Genomic DNA, 15,906 nt, shown 5'->3' on the forward strand with positions numbered 1-15,906 from the left:
CCGTCCCGGCGGGCGGTGCGCGTGCGCGGCCACCTCCGGGGCCGCCGGCCTCCGCGCGCGAGGATTTCGGCACGGTGGACCCGACATGGGACGATGCGGGGATGTCCTCCCTGACCGATCTCTGCCGGTACCCGATCGTGCAGGCGCCGATGGCGGGTGGTCCCTCCTCCCCGCAACTCGTCGCCGCTGTCTCCGAGGCGGGCGGCCTCGGCTTCCTCGCCGCCGGGTACAAGACGGCCGACGCCATGCGCCACGAGATCGAGCAGGTCCGGGCGGCGACCGCCAGAACCTTCGGCGTGAACGTCTTCATGCCGCAGCCCGCACCGACCGGCCCCGCCGTGGATGCCGTGGCGGCCTACCGCCACCACCTCGCGGACGAGGCCGACACCTACGGCACTCCGCTCGGCGACCCCGGTGCCGACGGCGGTGACGGCACCGACGGTTTCGACGCCAAGGTGGCCGCCCTCCTGGCCGATCCGGTCCCGGTGGTGTCCTTCACCTTCGGCTGCCCCACCCGGGACACCCTGGACGCCTTCGCCCGCGCGGGTACGTACACGATCGTCACGGTCACCACCGCCGAGGAGGCGCGCGACGCCCAGTGGGCCGGGGCCGACGCCGTCTGCGCCCAGGGCATCGAGGCGGGCGGCCACCAGTCCACCCACCAGGACGACCCGGACGCCGACCACACCGGCATCGGGCTGCTCTCCCTGGTCACCCAGGTGCGCGAGACCGTGACCGTACCGGTCGTGGCGGCGGGCGGGATGATGCGCGGCGCCCAGATCGCCGCCGCCCTCGTGGCCGGCGCGGACGCCGCACAGCTGGGCACCGCCTTCCTGGCCTGCCCCGAGTCCGGCGCGCACCCGCTGCACAAACAGGCCCTGACCAGCCCGATGTTCGCCCGTACCGCGCTGACCCGCGCCTTCTCCGGCCGCCCCGCGCGTGGCCTGGTCAACCGCTTCGTCCGCGAGCACGGCCCCCACGCCCCCGCCGCCTACCCCCAGGTGCACCACGTCACCTCGGGGCTGCGCAAGGCGGCGGCCCGGGCCGGGGACGCCCAGGGCATGGCGCTCTGGGCCGGACAGGGCCACCGGATGGCGCGCGAGTTGCCCGCCGGGGAACTCGTCGAACTGCTCGCGGCGGAAATGCGGACCGCGGGGCCGGGCGGTCCTGCGCCCAGCGGCGCACCGCACCGGACACCGCCCGCCGATCCGTCGTGAACGGTCAGACACGGCCCGGCGCGGCCGTCGGCATGAGGAGTGAACAGTGACCGCACCGGTCTTCGTCGTCGAGAAGATGCCCAGCGGGCCCGAGTTCGTACTGGAGGGCCCCGAGGGGCGGCACGCCGTCTCCGTGAAACGGCTCCAGCCGGGTGAGGACGTCGTTCTGACGGACGGACTCGGCCAGTGGGCCGAAGGCGTGGTACGCGCCGCCGAGGGCAAGGACCGGCTGGTCGTCACCGTGCAGACCGTCCGGGAGGAGAAGCTCCCCGCCCCCCGGATCACCGTCGTCCAGGCCCTGCCCAAGGGCGACCGGGGCGAGGTCGCCGTCGAGACGATGACCGAGACCGGCGTCGACGCGATCGTGCCCTGGCAGGCCGGCCGCTGCATCACCCAGTGGAAGGGCGAGCGGGGCCTCAAGGCGCTCGCCAAGTGGCGCTCCACCGCCCGCGAAGCGGGCAAGCAGTCCCGCCGGGTCCGGTTTCCCCAGGTCGCCGACGCGATGACGACCAAGCAGGTCGCGGCCCTCCTCGCCACCGCCGAGTTCGCCGGCGTGCTGCACGAGGACCGCGACTGCGACAGCGAACCGCTGGCCACCGCCGAACTCCCCGCCACCGGCGAGATCGTGCTCGTCGTCGGCCCGGAGGGCGGGGTCTCGCCCCAGGAACTGGAGGCCTTCGCCGCCGCCGGGGCCGGTACGTACCGGCTGGGCCGCAGCGTGCTGCGCACCTCCACCGCCGGGACGGCCGCGACCGCGCTCCTGCTGGGACGCACCGGCCGCTGGGGCTGAGCACGCTCCCCGGGGGCGTATGGCCCGTATGCCTGTACGCCCCCGGGCCCCGGCCGTACCGACCGTGCCGCCCCACGGCGGGTGGCGCCCGCACCGATACGATGCGCTGAACGGATCATCGGCGTCACCACGACGCGCGCTGAACGGATCATCAGCGTCACCAGCCACCGAGGAGGCCGGCCCATGGCGGGAGAGCCGCAGCCCGACTGCCTGTTCTGCAAGATCGTCTCCGGGGACGTCCCGGCGACCATCGTGCGCGAGAGCGACACCACCGTCGCCTTCCGCGACATCAACCCGCAGGCCCCGACCCACGTCCTGGTCATCCCCAAGGTCCACTACCCGGACGCCGCGTCGCTCGCCGCCGCCGAACCGCAGATCGCCGCCGACGTGCTGCGCGAGGCCGGGCACGTCGCCACCGAGGACATGGTCGACGGCCACGGCTACCGCGTCGTCTTCAACACCGGCGCCGGCGCCGGCCAGACCGTCTTCCACGCGCACGCGCACGTCCTGGGCGGCCGCGGCCTCCAGTGGCCCCCCGGCTGACCGGAGCGTCGTCCCGTGTCCGCACGTGAGCTGGTGGTGCTCGGCACCGCCAGCCAGGTCCCCACCCGCCACCGCAACCACAACGGCTACCTGCTGCGCTGGGACGGGCAGGGCATCCTCTTCGACCCCGGCGAGGGCACCCAGCGCCAGATGCTGCAGGCCGGTGTCGCCGCGCACGACATCGACCGGATCTGCGTCACCCACTTCCACGGCGACCACTCGCTCGGGCTCGCCGGGGTGATCCAGCGGATCAACCTCGACCGGGTCCCGCACCCCGTCACCGCCCACTACCCGGCGAGCGGGCAGCACTTCTTCGACCGGCTCCGGTACGCCACCGCCTACCGTGAGACCGTCGAGCTGGCCGAGGTCCCGGTCGCCGCCGACGGGGTGCTCGACACCACCGACGCCTACACCCTGGACGCCTTCCGGCTCTCGCACCCCGTCGAGTCCTACGGCTACCGCCTGACCGAACCCGACGGCCGCCGCATGATCCCAGCCCTCCTCGCCGCCCACGGCATCCAGGGCCCCGACGTCGGCCGCGTCCAGCGCGAGGGCGTCCTGCGGGGCGTCCCCCTCGACGCCGTGTCCGAGCACCGGGCCGGACAGCGGTTCGCGTTCGTCATGGACACCAGGCTGTGCGACGGTGTGTACAGGCTCGCCGAGGGATGCGACCTGCTGGTCATCGAATCGACCTTCCTCGACGAAGACCTCGCACTGGCCACCGACCACGGCCACCTGACCGCCGGCCAGGCGGGCCGGGTGGCCGCCGAAGCGGGCGTACGCCACCTCGTACTCACCCACTTCTCCCAGCGGTACGACGACCCCGAACTCTTCGAGGTCCAGGCCCGCGCCGCGGGGTTCGAGGGCGAACTGACCGTCGCCCGGGACCTGACCCGCGTACCGGTGCCCACCCGGCACCACTGATGTATCCGGTGCCCACCCGGCACCACCGATCCACGTCACCACCCCCTTTCGTGAGCGAGACACCGTGCACCTCCCCAAGGCAGAACTCCACCTTCACATCGAAGGCACCCTCGAACCCGAGCTGGCCTTCGCGCTGGCCCGGCGCAACGGGGTGACGCTGCCCTACGCCACCACCGAGGAACTGCGCACCGCGTACCTCTTCGACGACCTGCAGAGCTTCCTCGACCTGTACTACGCGCTGATGGCCGTGCTCCGGACCGAGGAGGACTTCGCCGAACTCGCCGACGCCTACCTCACCCGGGCCGCCGCGCAGGGCGTCCGGCACGCCGAGATCTTCTTCGACCCGCAGGCGCACACCGCCCGGGGCGTGCCCATCGGCACCGTCATCGAGGGACTCGGCCGCGCGCTGGAGCGCAGCGAGGAGAAGCACGGCATCTCCACCCAGCTGATCCTCTGCTTCCTGCGCGACCAGTCGGCAGCCTCGGCCCTGGAGACGCTGGAGGCCGCCAAGCCGTACCTGCACCGCATCACCGCCGTCGGCCTCGACTCCGCCGAGGTCGGCCACCCGCCGGCCAAGTTCCGCGAGGTCTACGAGGAGGCCGGGAAGCTCGGCCTGCGCAAGGTCGCCCACGCCGGCGAGGAGGGCCCGCCGGAGTACATCCGCGAAGCCCTCGACGTCCTCGGCGTCGAGCGGATCGACCACGGGCTGCGCTGCATGGAGGACCCCGAGCTGGTCGCCCGGCTCGTCGCCGACCGCGTACCGCTCACCCTCTGCCCGCTCTCCAACGTCCGGCTGCGCGCCATCGACATCCTGGAGGAGCACCCGTTGCCCGCCATGCTGGCGGCCGGGCTGCACTGCACGGTGAACTCCGACGACCCGGCCTACTTCGGCGGATACGTCGGAGACACCTTCCACGCGGTCCACGAGGCGCTCGCCCTCGACCACGAGCAGTTGCGCACGCTCGCCCGCAACTCCTTCGAGGCGGCCTTCCTCGACCACGACGAGGAGCGCAGGGCGCGCTACCTGTCCGAGGTCGAGGCGTACGCGTTCGACTGACCGTCCCCGCCCGCCGGACCGGCCGTCCGGAAGGCGTTCCGCCCCAGCCGCCTGCGGCGCAGGGCGGGTACGGCGAGTTCCGTGACGGCCTGCTCCGGAGCGCCGAGCTTCGGCACGGCACCCGGCAGACCGCCCGTCGTGGCGGCGAGCAGCGCGGCCGGGGCGCCACCGCGGCGGCGCACCGAACCCGGCACCAGCGGGCGGCCGCCCGCGTGCAGCGCCACCGCCGTGACCGGGGCCGCCACCAGCAGCGTCGCCGCCCCGAGGATCAGCCCCATCGCGGGGAAACCGGCCCCTTCGGAGAGCACGCTGCCCAGCACCGGCCCGCAGGCCACCCCCACCGAGGAGGCGGAACCCGCGAGCACCGCCCAGCGGCCCCGCACGTCGAGAGAGGCGGCCAGGCCGATCAGGTACGAGAGGACCACCGGATAGACGGTGTTCCACAGGACCTCGCCGGTCGCGAAGGAACCGAGGCCGCGCGCGGAGGCGCTGAGCACGATGCTCCCGGCGATCACGACCGTGCCGCAGCCGATCGGGACCGCGCGGCCGAGCCGGGCGCCCAGCGCTCCGGCGCCCATGACCCCGAGCAGTCCGGCGCCCAGCGCGGCGGCGAACACCGCGCCGACGGTGACCTCGGAGAGCCCCACCTGGTCCACGCCGATCCGGCTGCTGACGCCCCAGAGCGCGTTCTGCGCCATGGACCAGACGAGCATCCCGCCCGCCAGCAGCAGACCCGAACGCCGGTGCGGCAGTCGGCCGGTGACCGGGGTGCCGGTCGCGACGGGGGCCGGTGCGTCGAGCCGCGAGGTGGCCGGCCAGACGAGCAGGGCGACCAGGGCGATGGCGGCGAACGGCAGCCGGTGACCGCCGCCCAGGTGGGGGATCGTCAGGTACAGGGCGCCGGCGGTGGCGGAGACGCTGAGCAGTCCGAGCGAGGAGGTGCGGTGCGGGTCGCTCTGCGAGGCGATCTGGGAGGCGGCCACCGCGGTGGCGGTGCCCGAGCCGAAGCCGCCGACCATCGCGCCCAGCACCACCAGCGGCAGCGAGGTGGTCAGCGCGGCGCAGCCGTATCCGGTGACGGCGAGGACCAGCCCGAGGCGCGCGCAGCCGCGGGCGCCGAACCGGTCGACCCGGCCAGCCAGCGAGAAGCCCGCGGAGGCGGAACTCAGCAGCAGGGCGCTGCCGACGAGTCCGGCCTGAGACGTGGTCAGGCCGAGATGGGCGCTGAGCCGCCCGACGACGGTGGGGAGCAGATAAGCGGCGAGGTAGCCGGCGGTGAACACGGCGACCAGGGGCCACGCGGCGCGAGGGCGCGAGGACATGGGCGTTCCTGAAGACATGCCGGAGACCGGCAGGGGGAGGTGGGGGAGGCGGTGCGGGGGTGAAGAGAGAGTGGGGGAGCACCAGGGTGACGCGAGAAATGGGGGAGAAGTGCGGTTCCCCGGTCTTCGTACCCGATCGTGTTCGCCGGGCAATTTGTATCAAGCACGTACAGCTGATCGAAAGGCGGGATTGTGTGATCTGCGGCACATCGATGTTTGGTGCCGGAGGACCGGGGTAGCGGTGGATGTTTACGCAGGTCGACCCCGGTGGTGCCGAGGGGCGTGGAGGCTGCGGGAACGCGCGCGAATCGGGCAGACTGGCCGGATTCCGCAAGGACGCGGAGCGCGTCGGTGGAGTACGCCGGGGAGCCCGCGAACCACGTCTACAGGCACCTCAGTACGGCACCCCCGGGGAGCGCATGATGAGCATCGACAGCAGCCCGGCCGTAGATCCACTGTTGGCGCTGCGCGCCCCGGAGGATCCGGCCTGCGACGTTTTCCTGACGGGCACGGTCTTCCTCGACATCGTCTTCACCGGCCTGGACAGCGCCCCCGTGCGCGGTACGGAGTCCTGGGCCCGGGGCATGGGCTCCAGCCCCGGCGGTGTCGCCAACATGGCCACCGCCCTCGCCCGCCTCGGCCTGCGCACCTCGCTCGCCGCCGCCTTCGGTGACGACCACTACGGCGAGTACTGCTGGGACGCCCTCGAACAGGGCGAGGGCATCGACCTCTCCATGTCGCACACCGTCCCCGGCTGGCACTCGCCCGTCACCGTCTCCATGGCGTACGAGGGCGAGCGCACGATGGTCTCGCACGGCCACGAGGCGCCGCCCCCGGCGGCCGCGCCGGGCACGGAGGGGCCCGCGTTCCCGCACTGCCCGCCGCGCGCCCGCGCCGCCGTCGCCTCGCTCACCCCGGGCCGCGGAGAACCCTGGGTCGCGGCGGCGGCCGAGCGCGGGGCCCAGATCTTCGCCGACGTCGGCTGGGACGAGACCGGCCGCTGGGACCTGGCCGCCCTGCCCGACCTCGCGCACTGCGCCGCCTTCCTGCCCAACGCGGAGGAGGCCATGCGCTACACCGGCCGCGACACCCCCCGCGCCGCCGCCCACGCGCTGGCCGAACACGTACCGCTCGCCGTGGTCACCCTCGGCGCGGAGGGCGCCTACGCCGTGGACGCGGCGACCGGCACCACCGCCGAGGTCCCCGCCATCGACGTGGCCGCCCTCGACCCGACCGGCGCCGGAGACGTCTTCGTCGCCGGGTTCGTCACCGGCACCCTCGCGGACTGGCCGCTCGCCGACCGCCTCGCCTTCGCCGGACTCACCGCCGCCCTCTCCGTCCAGGAGTTCGGCGGCTCGCTCTCCGCTCCCGGCTGGGCCGAGATCGCCGCCTGGTGGCAGCAGGTGCGCACCTTCGAGGCGCAGGACCCGGTCGCCCTGGAGCGGTACGCCTTCCTGGAACGCCTGCTGCCCGCCGCCCACCGCCCCTGGCCGCTGCGCCGCGCGGTCCCCACCATCGGCTTCCGGGCCTCCTGAGCGGGCTTCCGGGGCGTCCCCGCGTCCCTGCCGGTGGAACCCTCCCTCGCCTCTCCCCGCGTACGGGAACGGGGGCGCAAAACCCCTCGGCGTTGTCGGCGCGGAGTCGTAGGCTGGACGCAGAGGTTGTCGACCGGCGAGAACCCCGCAACGGGAGGTATGCGCAGGCCCGAGGGCCGGCCCATGACTCAGTCACCCACACGGCCACAGGCGCGTGCCCGCATCAGGATTCCGGCCGCTCACCCCATGGTGATGCTCCTGGGATCGGGCGACTCCCTGCTGCGCGTGATCGAGACGGCGTTCCCCGAAGCCGATATCCACGTACGGGGAAACGAGATAAGCGCTACGGGCGAACCCGCCGAGGTCGCCCTCATCCAGCGCTTGTTCGACGAGATGGTGCTGGTGCTCCGCACCGGGCAGCCGATGACGGAGGACGCAGTGGAACGCTCGATCGCCATGCTCAGGGCAGCCGGCAACGGCGAGGGCGACCCGCAGGGCGAGACCCCCGCCGAGGTGCTCACGCAGAACATCCTCTCCAACCGCGGTCGCACGATCCGCCCCAAGACGCTCAATCAGAAGCGGTACGTCGACGCCATCGACAAGCACACCATCGTCTTCGGCATCGGCCCCGCGGGCACCGGCAAGACCTACCTCGCCATGGCGAAGGCGGTCCAGGCGCTCCAGTCGAAGCAGGTCAGCCGGATCATCCTGACCCGGCCCGCGGTCGAAGCGGGGGAGCGGCTCGGCTTCCTGCCCGGCACGCTCTTCGACAAGATCGACCCGTACCTGCGCCCGCTCTACGACGCGCTGCACGACATGCTCGACCCCGACTCGATCCCGCGCCTGATGGCCGCGGGCACGATCGAGGTCGCGCCGCTCGCCTACATGCGGGGCCGCACTCTGAATGATGCTTTCATCATCCTGGACGAGGCCCAGAACACCAGCGCCGAGCAGATGAAGATGTTCCTCACTCGCCTCGGCTTCGACTCGAAGATCGTCATCACCGGTGACGTCACCCAGGTCGACCTGCCGAACGGCACCAAGAGCGGTCTCCGGCAGGTCCAGGAGATCCTCGACGGCGTCGAGGACGTCCACTTCTCCCGGCTCACGTCCCAGGATGTCGTCCGGCACAAGCTCGTCGGCCGTATCGTCGACGCGTACGAGAAGTACGACGACCGAGCCGGTACCAACGGGAAGTAGTTTCAGCGCACCATGTCGATCGACGTCAACAACGAATCCGGAACCGAGGTCGACGAGCAGGCGATCCTCGACATCGCCCGCTACGCCCTCGCCCGGATGCGGATCCACCCGCTGTCCGAACTCTCGGTGATCGTGGTGGACACCGACGCCATGGAGCAGCTCCACATCCAGTGGATGGACCTCCCGGGCCCGACCGATGTCATGTCCTTCCCGATGGACGAGCTCCGGCCGCCGTCGAAGGACGACGAGGAACCCCCGCAGGGCCTCCTCGGTGACATCGTGCTCTGCCCGGAGGTCGCCAAGCGCCAGGGCGAAGAGGCCGAGACGCGGCACTCCATGGACGAGGAGCTCCAGCTCCTCACCGTCCACGGAGTGCTGCACCTCCTCGGGTACGACCACGAGGAGCCCGACGAGAAGGCCGAGATGTTCGGCCTCCAGGCCGCCATCGTGGACGGCTGGCGGGGCGAGCACGGGCTGACCGGCCCCTCCCCGGCTCCCACGGTCTCGTGAGCTTCCCGCTCGTCGCCGGAGCCGTCCTGCTGGTGATCGTCGGCTGGCTCGCCGCCTGCGCCGAGACCGCCATCGCCCGCATGTCCAGCTTCCGGGCCGCCGAGGCGGTCCGGGCCGGACGGCGCGGCAGCGCGAAACTCGCGCAGGTCGCCTCCGACCCGACCCGCTATCTCAACGTCGCCCTGCTGGTGCGGGTCGCCTGCGAGATGGCGGCCGGGGTCCTCGTCACGTACGCCTGCCTCCAGGAACTCTCCGAGACCTGGGAGGCGCTGGCCGTCGCGATGGGGGTCATGGTCCTCGTCAGCTACGTCGCCATCGGCGTCTCGCCCCGCACCATCGGCCGCCAGCACCCGCTGAACACGGCGACGGCCGCCGCGTACGTCCTGCTGCCGCTGGCCAGGATCATGGGCCCGATCCCGCAGCTGCTGATCCTCATCGGCAACGCCCTCACCCCCGGCAAGGGGTTCCGCAAGGGACCGTTCGCCAGCGAGGCGGAGCTGCGCGCGATGGTCGACCTCGCTGAGGCGGAGTCGCTGATCGAGGACGACGAGCGCCGCATGGTGCACTCCGTCTTCGAGCTGGGCGACACCCTCGTCCGCGAGGTGATGGTGCCCCGCACCGACCTGGTCGTCATCGAGCGGTACAAGACGATCCGCCAGGCGCTCACCCTCGCGCTGCGCTCCGGCTTCTCCCGCATTCCGGTCACCGGGGAGAACGAGGACGACATCGTCGGGATCGTCTACCTCAAGGACCTGGTCCGCAAGACCCACATCAACCGCGACTCCGAGGCCGACCTCGTCTCCACCGCGATACGGCCCGCCGTCTTCGTCCCCGACACGAAGAACGCCGGTGACCTGCTGCGCGAGATGCAGCAGGACCGCAACCACGTCGCCGTCGTCATCGACGAGTACGGCGGCACGGCCGGCATCGTCACCATCGAGGACATCCTGGAGGAGATCGTCGGCGAGATCACCGACGAGTACGACCGCGAGCTGCCTCCCGTCCAGGAACTGGAACACGGCTGCTACCGGGTGACCGCCCGCCTCGACATCGGCGATCTCGGGCAGCTTTTCGGCTTCGACGCGTACGACGACGAGGACGTCGAGACCGTCGGCGGCCTCCTCGCCAAGGCTCTCGGCCGGGTCCCGATCGCCGGAGCCACCGCGCTGGTCCACCTCCCCGACGACCGTGCGCTGCGGCTGACTGCGGAGTCCACGGCCGGGCGCCGCAACAAGATCGTCACCGTGCTGGTCGAGCCGGAGCCCGAACCGGAGCCGGACGCCGAGGCATAGTAGTCGGCCAGGAGGACCCAAGTCGGAGCAGGGGAAACGGAGTCGCAATGAACGGCGCACAACTGCGGGCTTTCTGTCTGGACTTCAACGGGGCCGTGGAGGAGTTCCCCTTCACACCGGAGACCTCGGTCTTCAAGGTGCTCGGCAAGATGTTCGCGCTCAGTGCCCTGGACGCCCGCCCGCTCACCGTCAACCTCAAGTGCGACCCGGACGAAGCGGTGAGCCTGCGCGAGGAGTACCCGGCGATCGTCCCCGGCTGGCACATGAACAAGCGCCACTGGAACACCGTCACGGTCGGCGACCTGCCCGCCAAGACGGTCCGCGAGCTGATCGAGGACTCCTACGACCTGGTGGTGGCGGGTCTGCCCCGGGCGGAGAGGCTCCGGCTGGACCGGGCCTGAGGGCGGATGGTCTTCGGTGCCCCCGGCTACGTGGCCGGGGGCACCGGCATTCCCCGCTGCGCGGGCGATCCACCGCCCCGGATACCTCCCGCCGAGCCGGCGTGCGTGCTCAGACGGCCTCGCCGGGCTTCTCTTCGAGCACCAGCACGATGTGCTCGTTCTCGCCGTACCGGACCGTCCCGGTACGCCGGAAGCCGTGCTTCTCCAGCAGCCGCACCGACCCGGTGTTCCCGACGTAGGGATCGGCGTGCAGGGGGCGGGCGGTTTCCCGTTCCAGGAACAGGGCCAGCGCCCGGGTGCCGATTCCCCGGCCCCAGTACCGCCGGCCGAGCCAGTATCCGACGAAGCGCCGCTCCTCGGCCCACCACGCCACCACGTTGCCCGCGAGTTCTCCGTCGACGGTGATGGCCTGCACGAAGTTGGCGGGGTCCCCGAGGACCTTCGTCTTCCAGTGGGCCATGAAGGCGTCCCGTTCCCGGGGCGGGAACTTCGACCGGCGCACGGCCTCGGGATCGTGCTCCTGTGCCAAGAACTCTTCCAGGTCGGTCAGTTCGACGTCCCGCAAACGCACTTGATCACTCATGCGGACGAAGTCTGCCACGAGCCTCTGACACCCGAAGGCCCCTGACCGATGACCTGGTCAGGGGCCCTTCCTCCGCGGTGCGTGGCCCGCAGCACCCGCCCCGCCTCAGCCGCGCCGCCGCAGCCCCGCCGCCACGACCGCCGCGCCGACCAGCAGCAGCGCCGCGTCGAGCGCCATGACCGTACGGACCCCCGTGAACAGCTCGTCCTGCGTCGTGGCGAGCACGCCCAGCAGCGGGATGCCGAGGGTCAGGCCGACCTGCTGGGTCGTGGTGACCAGGCCGGTCGCCAGGCCCTGTTCGGCGTCCGGGACGCCGGAGGTCACCGCGAGGCCGTAGCTCACGATCGCGCCCAGGTGGCACATGCTCGCCAGTGAGACGCCGACCGTGGCGACCAGCACTCCGCCGTGCTCGCCCAGGGCCAGCAGCAGGGCGACGAAGGCGCCCTGGCCGAGCAGCGAGCCGACCAGCGTGCGGCGGGCGCCGAAGCGGCCGATGACCCTCGGGGCGTACGTACCGGCCACCGCCGAGAGCAGCCCCTGCACCCCGAAGACCAGCCCGGTGGCGAACGCCGACAGGCCGAGCACGTCCTGGAGGTACAGGGTCAGCACGAAGACCACGGTGGACATCAGGGCGAAGGTCAGCAGCCCGCCGAGGTTGCCGAACGCCACCGTCCGGCGGCGCAGCATCGGCAGCGAGACCAGCGGTTCGGCGGCCCGCGACTCCACCACCGCGAAGGTCACCAGCAGCGCCACCCCGAGGACCAGGGCGATCAGTACGTCGGCGTGGCCGAAACCGTTCTGGGCGGCTGTCGACAGTGCGTAGATCAGGGCCAGCAGCCCGCCCGTGACGGTGACCGCGCCCGGTACGTCCAGCTTGGGCCGCTGCGGGGTACGGGACTCCGCCAGCGCTTTCGGGGCGAGGGTCAGGACGCCCGCCGAGGCGAGCGCCAGCAGGCCCATGGTGGAGCGCCAGCCCAGGGTGTCGGTGAGTACGCCGCCCGCCACCATGCCCACGGTGAAGCCGAGCGAGAGCAGCGTGCCGCTGATGCCCAGCGCCCGGTCACGCTCCGGCCCTTCCCGGAACGTGGTGGTCAGCAGCGACATCCCGGTGGGCACGATCGCGGCGGCGCCGAGTCCCTGGAGGGCACGTCCGGCGAGGAACGGCACCGGGCCCCAGGCGAAGGTCGCCAGCAGCGAGGCCGCGCCGAACACGGCCAGGCCCGTGAGGAAGAGCTTGCGCCGCCCGTAGAGGTCGCCGATCCGGCCGAAGAGCAGCAGGAATCCACCGGAGGGGAGGGCGAAGGCGGTGATGGCCCACTGGAGCTGGGAGGTGCTCAGTCCGAGGTCGGTACCGAGTGCGGGGAGTGCCACGTTCAGTACGGAGAAGTCGAGCGCCACCATGAACTGGGCGGCGCAGAGGACCATGAGGATCAGCCGGGACCGGCCGGAGAGCCGGGCGGGACGGGTCGTGTGCGGGAGCGAGGGGGCAGCGGGACCGGGGGTGCCGGTGGCCTCGGGAGGTGATTCGATCGCCATGTCCCAACCTTCGGTCGCACGGGACAGGGGTGGGGAGACGCTCCTTATCCTGTTGGTACGACCACCAGTTGGCACCGACCAGTTGGCACCGTGCGCGACACCAGGGGGAGTGACGACGTGGCGACACCGGCCCGTACGACGACGACCGGCAACGGTAAGGCCCACCGGCTCGCCGAGTTGCGGGAGTTCCTGATGAGCCGCCGGGCCCGGGTCACCCCGGCCCTCGCCGGCCTCCCGGACGGCGGCGCGCGCCGCCGTACCCCGGGGCTGCGCCGGGAGGAGGTCGCCGTCCTCGCGGGCGTCGGGGTCTCCTGGTACCAGTGGCTGGAGCAGGGGCGTGACATCACCGTCTCCCCACAGGTGCTGGACTCGGTGGGGCGCGTCCTGCGGCTGACCAGCGCGGAGCGCCGCCATCTGTACGTACTGGCCGGGCTCAACCCGCCCGCGCCCGAGGTCGATCCGGCCGACGCCGACATGTGTGACGGGCTGCGGCGGCTCATCGACGCGTGGATGCCCTTCCCGGCGCACATCATGGACCGGTACTGGAACGTCGTGCTCTACAACGACGCGGCCTCCCTGGTCCTCGGGCTGCGCCCCGGCATCGTGCAGAACTGCCTGATCACCTTCTTCACGGACGACGTCTACCGCTCCCGCGCGACGACCTGGGAGCAGATCGCCCCGCAGGTCGTCGCGCAGTTCCGCGCGGGCTGCTCGGAGAACCCGGAGGACGAGGGCTTCCAGGCCGTCGTGGCCGAGGCGAAGGAGGCCAGCCCGGAGTTCGCCGCGCTCTGGGAGCAGCGCGACATCGCGCCCGGCGGGCAGATGCGCAAGGAGCTGGAGCATCCGACGGCCGGGACCCTCCAGGTGGAGTCCACCCAGCTGCGGGTGCCCGCCCGCCCGGACCTGGCGATCGTGCTGCACACCCCGCTGCCGGGCACCGGCACCGAGGAGCGGCTCAAGTGGCTGGCGTCCCCGGAGGGGCGGCGCGACGCGATGTACCCGGTACCGGGATGAGGCGCGCGCCACACGGTTCGTATGCTCGGCACATGACTGACACCACCGACCTCGGGGCCGAGGACCGCAAGATCGTCACCCTGGCGCGCAGCGCCCGCGCCCGCAACGGAGTCCCGGAGGGCGCGGCCGTCCGGGACGAGACGGGACGTACGTACGTGGCGGGCACGGTGGCCCTGGAGTCGCTGCGGCTCACCGCCCTCCAGACGGCCGTGGCGATGGCCGTGGCCAGCGGGGCCACCTCCCTGGAGGCGGCAGCGGTGGTCTCGGACGCCGAGAGCCCGGCCGACGAGGACCGGGCTGCGGTGCGCGACCTCGGCGGGGCGGACACGCCGGTGTTCCTGGCGGGCCCGGACGGGGCCGTGCGGGTACGGGTCACCGCGGGGTGACTCCGTGACTTCGCCCACGTGAGCGCGTCGGCCGTGGTCGACAGGCGCCGGGGTCCGGTGCCGGTCAGTGCCCCCGGGGCGCGTACATGATCACGGCCATGCCGGCGAGGCAGATCAGCGCCCCGGCGATGTCGTACCGGTCCGGGCGGTAGCCGTCCGCGACCATGCCCCAGGCGATCGAGCCGGCCACGAAGACACCGCCGTAAGCGGCGAGGATGCGGCCGAAGTTGTCGTCGCTCTGCAGCGTCGCCACCGCCCCGTACACCCCGAGGGCGATCACTCCCGCGCCGATCCAGGCCCAGCCCCGGTGCTCGCGGATGCCCTGCCAGACCAGCCAGGCACCCCCGATCTCGAAGAGGGCGGCGACGACGAAGAGGGCTGCGGAGCGGGCGACGAGCATGGTGGGCACGCTATCCCGGGCGCGCCGTACGAGGGGCCGGGCGCACGCGTCGCCGGGCCGGGCGGGCGGCCGTTGTGCACCGGGCCGCCGCGATCGGGGACAATGGGCGCCATGAGCGCTCGACCGAACCCCGAAGCCGCTGCGCGGCAGGCCACGGACACCGCCCCTCACCGGGCCGGTTTCGCCTGCTTCGTGGGCCGCCCCAATGCGGGCAAGTCCACCCTCACGAACGCTCTGGTCGGGCAGAAGGTGGCGATCACGTCCAATCGCCCCCAGACCACCCGGCACACCGTGCGCGGGATCGTGCACCGTGACGACGCGCAGCTGATCCTGGTCGACACCCCCGGGCTCCACAAGCCGCGCACCCTGCTGGGCGAGCGGCTCAACGACGTCGTGCGGACCACCTGGGCCGAGGTCGACGTCATCGGCTTCTGCCTGCCCGCCGACCAGAAGCTCGGCCCCGGCGACAAGTTCATCATCAAGGAACTCGCCGCCATCAAGAAGACGCCGAAGATCGCGGTCATCACCAAGACGGACCTGGTCGACTCCCGGGCGCTCGCCGAACAGCTGCTGGCCGTATCCCAGCTGGGCCAGGAGCTCGGCTTCGAATGGGCCGAGATCGTGCCGGTCTCGGCGGTCAAGGACGATCAGGTCGGGCTGCTCGCCGACCTGATCGCCCCGCTGCTGCCGGTGAGCCCGCCGCTCTACCCGGAGGGCGACCTCACCGACGAGCCCGAGATGGTCATGGTCGCGGAGCTGATCCGCGAGGCCGCGCTCGAAGGCGTACGCGACGAACTGCCGCACTCCATCGCGGTCGTCGTCGAGGAGATGCTGCCGCGCGAGAACCGTCCGGCGGACCGGCCGCTGCTGGACATCCACGCCAACGTCTACATCGAGCGCCCCAGCCAGAAGGGCATCATCATCGGCCCCAAGGGCCAGCGCCTGAAGGACGTCGGGACCAAGTCCCGCAAGCAGATCGAGGCGCTGCTCGGCACGCCGGTCTTCCTCGATCTGCACGTCAAGGTCGCCAAGGACTGGCAGCGCGACCCCAAGCAGCTCCGCAAGCTCGGTTTCTGAGCGGCGGGGCGGTCCCCGTTCCGGGCGGCGGGGCAGCCCTCGGGCCCGCCCCGCCCCCCGCCCGGCGCGCCGCGGCGTACCGGACGCACCGGCGACGCCGGGGCGGGGTCGTGTTAACA

General features: G+C 72.3%; 17 protein-coding genes. 13 read left to right on the forward strand and 4 right to left on the reverse strand.

The annotated features are described in order from the left end of the window. Nucleotides 1–101: 101 nt before the first annotated feature. From ACFWEP_RS19935 to ACFWEP_RS19955, 5 genes are all read left to right on the forward strand, one after another. Nucleotides 102–1,217 (forward strand): nitronate monooxygenase, encoded by a 1,116-nt coding sequence (locus ACFWEP_RS19935; protein WP_387371614.1) that lies wholly within the window; start codon nt 102–104, stop codon nt 1,215–1,217. 46 nt (nt 1,218–1,263) lie between these two features. After that, complete coding sequence (locus ACFWEP_RS19940; RefSeq protein WP_387371615.1) at nt 1,264–2,007, forward strand: 16S rRNA (uracil(1498)-N(3))-methyltransferase; 744 nt, start codon at nt 1,264–1,266, stop codon at nt 2,005–2,007. Nucleotides 2,008–2,190: 183 nt separating this feature from the next. Next, nucleotides 2,191–2,550: a histidine triad nucleotide-binding protein gene (locus ACFWEP_RS19945; RefSeq protein ID WP_387371616.1), complete on the forward strand. Its 360-nt coding sequence runs from the start codon at nt 2,191–2,193 to the stop codon at nt 2,548–2,550. Between the two features lie 15 nt (nt 2,551–2,565). Next, on the forward strand, nt 2,566–3,474 hold the full coding sequence (locus tag ACFWEP_RS19950) for a ribonuclease Z (protein WP_387371617.1): 909 nt from the start codon (nt 2,566–2,568) through the stop codon (nt 3,472–3,474). Between the two features lie 64 nt (nt 3,475–3,538). Then, on the forward strand, nt 3,539–4,531 hold the full coding sequence (locus ACFWEP_RS19955; protein WP_387371618.1) for an adenosine deaminase: 993 nt from the start codon (nt 3,539–3,541) through the stop codon (nt 4,529–4,531). On the opposite strand, the gene ACFWEP_RS19960 is transcribed toward ACFWEP_RS19955, so the two are convergent. Further along, nucleotides 4,495–5,853, reverse strand: coding sequence for an MFS transporter (locus tag ACFWEP_RS19960; protein WP_387371619.1), 1,359 nt, complete (start codon nt 5,851–5,853; stop codon nt 4,495–4,497). The genes ACFWEP_RS19955 and ACFWEP_RS19960 overlap by 37 nt on opposite strands. 422 nt (nt 5,854–6,275) lie before the next feature. Between ACFWEP_RS19960 and ACFWEP_RS19965 the strand changes: the two genes are divergently transcribed. The 5 genes from ACFWEP_RS19965 to ACFWEP_RS19985 all read left to right on the forward strand — a co-directional run bounded on the left by ACFWEP_RS19965 (nt 6,276) and on the right by ACFWEP_RS19985 (nt 10,791). After that, nucleotides 6,276–7,388 carry a carbohydrate kinase family protein gene (locus tag ACFWEP_RS19965; RefSeq protein WP_387371620.1) on the forward strand — a complete coding sequence of 371 codons (1,113 nt, stop codon included), beginning with the start codon at nt 6,276–6,278 and terminating at the stop codon, nt 7,386–7,388. Between the two features lie 183 nt (nt 7,389–7,571). Continuing rightward, nucleotides 7,572–8,588, forward strand: a complete 1,017-nt coding sequence (locus ACFWEP_RS19970) for a PhoH family protein (protein WP_387371621.1) — start codon at nt 7,572–7,574, stop codon at nt 8,586–8,588. Nucleotides 8,589–8,600: 12 nt separating this feature from the next. Further along, on the forward strand, nt 8,601–9,098 hold the full coding sequence (gene ybeY, locus ACFWEP_RS19975) for an rRNA maturation RNase YbeY (RefSeq protein ID WP_387371622.1): 498 nt from the start codon (nt 8,601–8,603) through the stop codon (nt 9,096–9,098). Continuing rightward, nucleotides 9,095–10,390 (forward strand): hemolysin family protein, encoded by a 1,296-nt coding sequence (locus tag ACFWEP_RS19980; protein ID WP_387371623.1) that lies wholly within the window; start codon nt 9,095–9,097, stop codon nt 10,388–10,390. Before ybeY ends, ACFWEP_RS19980 begins: the two co-directional genes overlap by 4 nt. Nucleotides 10,391–10,437: 47 nt before the next feature. Then, nucleotides 10,438–10,791, forward strand: a complete 354-nt coding sequence (locus ACFWEP_RS19985) for an MmcQ/YjbR family DNA-binding protein (protein WP_387371624.1) — start codon at nt 10,438–10,440, stop codon at nt 10,789–10,791. Between the two features lie 109 nt (nt 10,792–10,900). On the opposite strand, the gene ACFWEP_RS19990 is transcribed toward ACFWEP_RS19985, so the two are convergent. Next, on the reverse strand, nt 10,901–11,374 hold the full coding sequence (locus tag ACFWEP_RS19990) for a GNAT family N-acetyltransferase (RefSeq protein ID WP_387371625.1): 474 nt from the start codon (nt 11,372–11,374) through the stop codon (nt 10,901–10,903). Nucleotides 11,375–11,479: 105 nt separating this feature from the next. Then, the gene (locus tag ACFWEP_RS19995) at nt 11,480–12,910 is read right to left on the reverse strand and encodes an MFS transporter (RefSeq protein WP_387371626.1); all 1,431 of its coding nucleotides are present in this window, start codon (nt 12,908–12,910) and stop codon (nt 11,480–11,482) included. A gap of 117 nt (nt 12,911–13,027) precedes the next feature. On the opposite strand from ACFWEP_RS19995, the gene ACFWEP_RS20000 reads away from it, so the two are divergent. Both ACFWEP_RS20000 and ACFWEP_RS20005 read left to right on the forward strand, forming a co-directional pair. Beyond that, nucleotides 13,028–13,924, forward strand: coding sequence for a helix-turn-helix transcriptional regulator (locus ACFWEP_RS20000; protein WP_387371629.1), 897 nt, complete (start codon nt 13,028–13,030; stop codon nt 13,922–13,924). A gap of 32 nt (nt 13,925–13,956) precedes the next feature. Beyond that, the gene (locus ACFWEP_RS20005) at nt 13,957–14,310 is read left to right on the forward strand and encodes a cytidine deaminase (RefSeq protein WP_387371627.1); all 354 of its coding nucleotides are present in this window, start codon (nt 13,957–13,959) and stop codon (nt 14,308–14,310) included. Between the two features lie 64 nt (nt 14,311–14,374). Here ACFWEP_RS20005 and ACFWEP_RS20010 read toward each other — a convergent pair whose 3' ends face one another. Continuing rightward, nucleotides 14,375–14,710, reverse strand: a complete 336-nt coding sequence (locus ACFWEP_RS20010; protein ID WP_387371628.1) for a YnfA family protein — start codon at nt 14,708–14,710, stop codon at nt 14,375–14,377. 102 nt (nt 14,711–14,812) lie between these two features. Between ACFWEP_RS20010 and era the strand changes: the two genes are divergently transcribed. Beyond that, nucleotides 14,813–15,787, forward strand: coding sequence for a GTPase Era (era, locus tag ACFWEP_RS20015; RefSeq protein ID WP_328721818.1), 975 nt, complete (start codon nt 14,813–14,815; stop codon nt 15,785–15,787). The last annotated feature ends 119 nt before the right edge of the window (nt 15,788–15,906 follow it).

Source organism: Streptomyces sp. NPDC060198 (assembly GCF_042728415.1).
Lineage (GTDB): Bacteria > Actinomycetota > Actinomycetes > Streptomycetales > Streptomycetaceae > Streptomyces.

Excerpts from the sequence above, each read along its gene's own strand:
- ACFWEP_RS20010 (WP_387371628.1), bottom strand. The coding sequence starts at position 14,710 with ATGCTCGTCGCCCGCTCCGCAGCCCTCTTCGTCGTCGCCGCCCTCTTC.
- ybeY (WP_387371622.1), top strand. The coding sequence starts at position 8,601 with ATGTCGATCGACGTCAACAACGAATCCGGAACCGAGGTCGACGAGCAG.
- ACFWEP_RS19945 (WP_387371616.1), top strand. The coding sequence starts at position 2,191 with ATGGCGGGAGAGCCGCAGCCCGACTGCCTGTTCTGCAAGATCGTCTCC.
- ACFWEP_RS19960 (WP_387371619.1), bottom strand. The coding sequence starts at position 5,853 with ATGTCCTCGCGCCCTCGCGCCGCGTGGCCCCTGGTCGCCGTGTTCACC.
- era (WP_328721818.1), top strand. The coding sequence starts at position 14,813 with ATGGGCGCCATGAGCGCTCGACCGAACCCCGAAGCCGCTGCGCGGCAG.
- ACFWEP_RS19995 (WP_387371626.1), bottom strand. The coding sequence starts at position 12,910 with ATGGCGATCGAATCACCTCCCGAGGCCACCGGCACCCCCGGTCCCGCT.
- ACFWEP_RS19990 (WP_387371625.1), bottom strand. The coding sequence starts at position 11,374 with ATGAGTGATCAAGTGCGTTTGCGGGACGTCGAACTGACCGACCTGGAA.
- ACFWEP_RS19970 (WP_387371621.1), top strand. The coding sequence starts at position 7,572 with ATGACTCAGTCACCCACACGGCCACAGGCGCGTGCCCGCATCAGGATT.
- ACFWEP_RS19965 (WP_387371620.1), top strand. The coding sequence starts at position 6,276 with ATGAGCATCGACAGCAGCCCGGCCGTAGATCCACTGTTGGCGCTGCGC.
- ACFWEP_RS20005 (WP_387371627.1), top strand. The coding sequence starts at position 13,957 with ATGACTGACACCACCGACCTCGGGGCCGAGGACCGCAAGATCGTCACC.
- ACFWEP_RS19985 (WP_387371624.1), top strand. The coding sequence starts at position 10,438 with ATGAACGGCGCACAACTGCGGGCTTTCTGTCTGGACTTCAACGGGGCC.
- ACFWEP_RS19935 (WP_387371614.1), top strand. The coding sequence starts at position 102 with ATGTCCTCCCTGACCGATCTCTGCCGGTACCCGATCGTGCAGGCGCCG.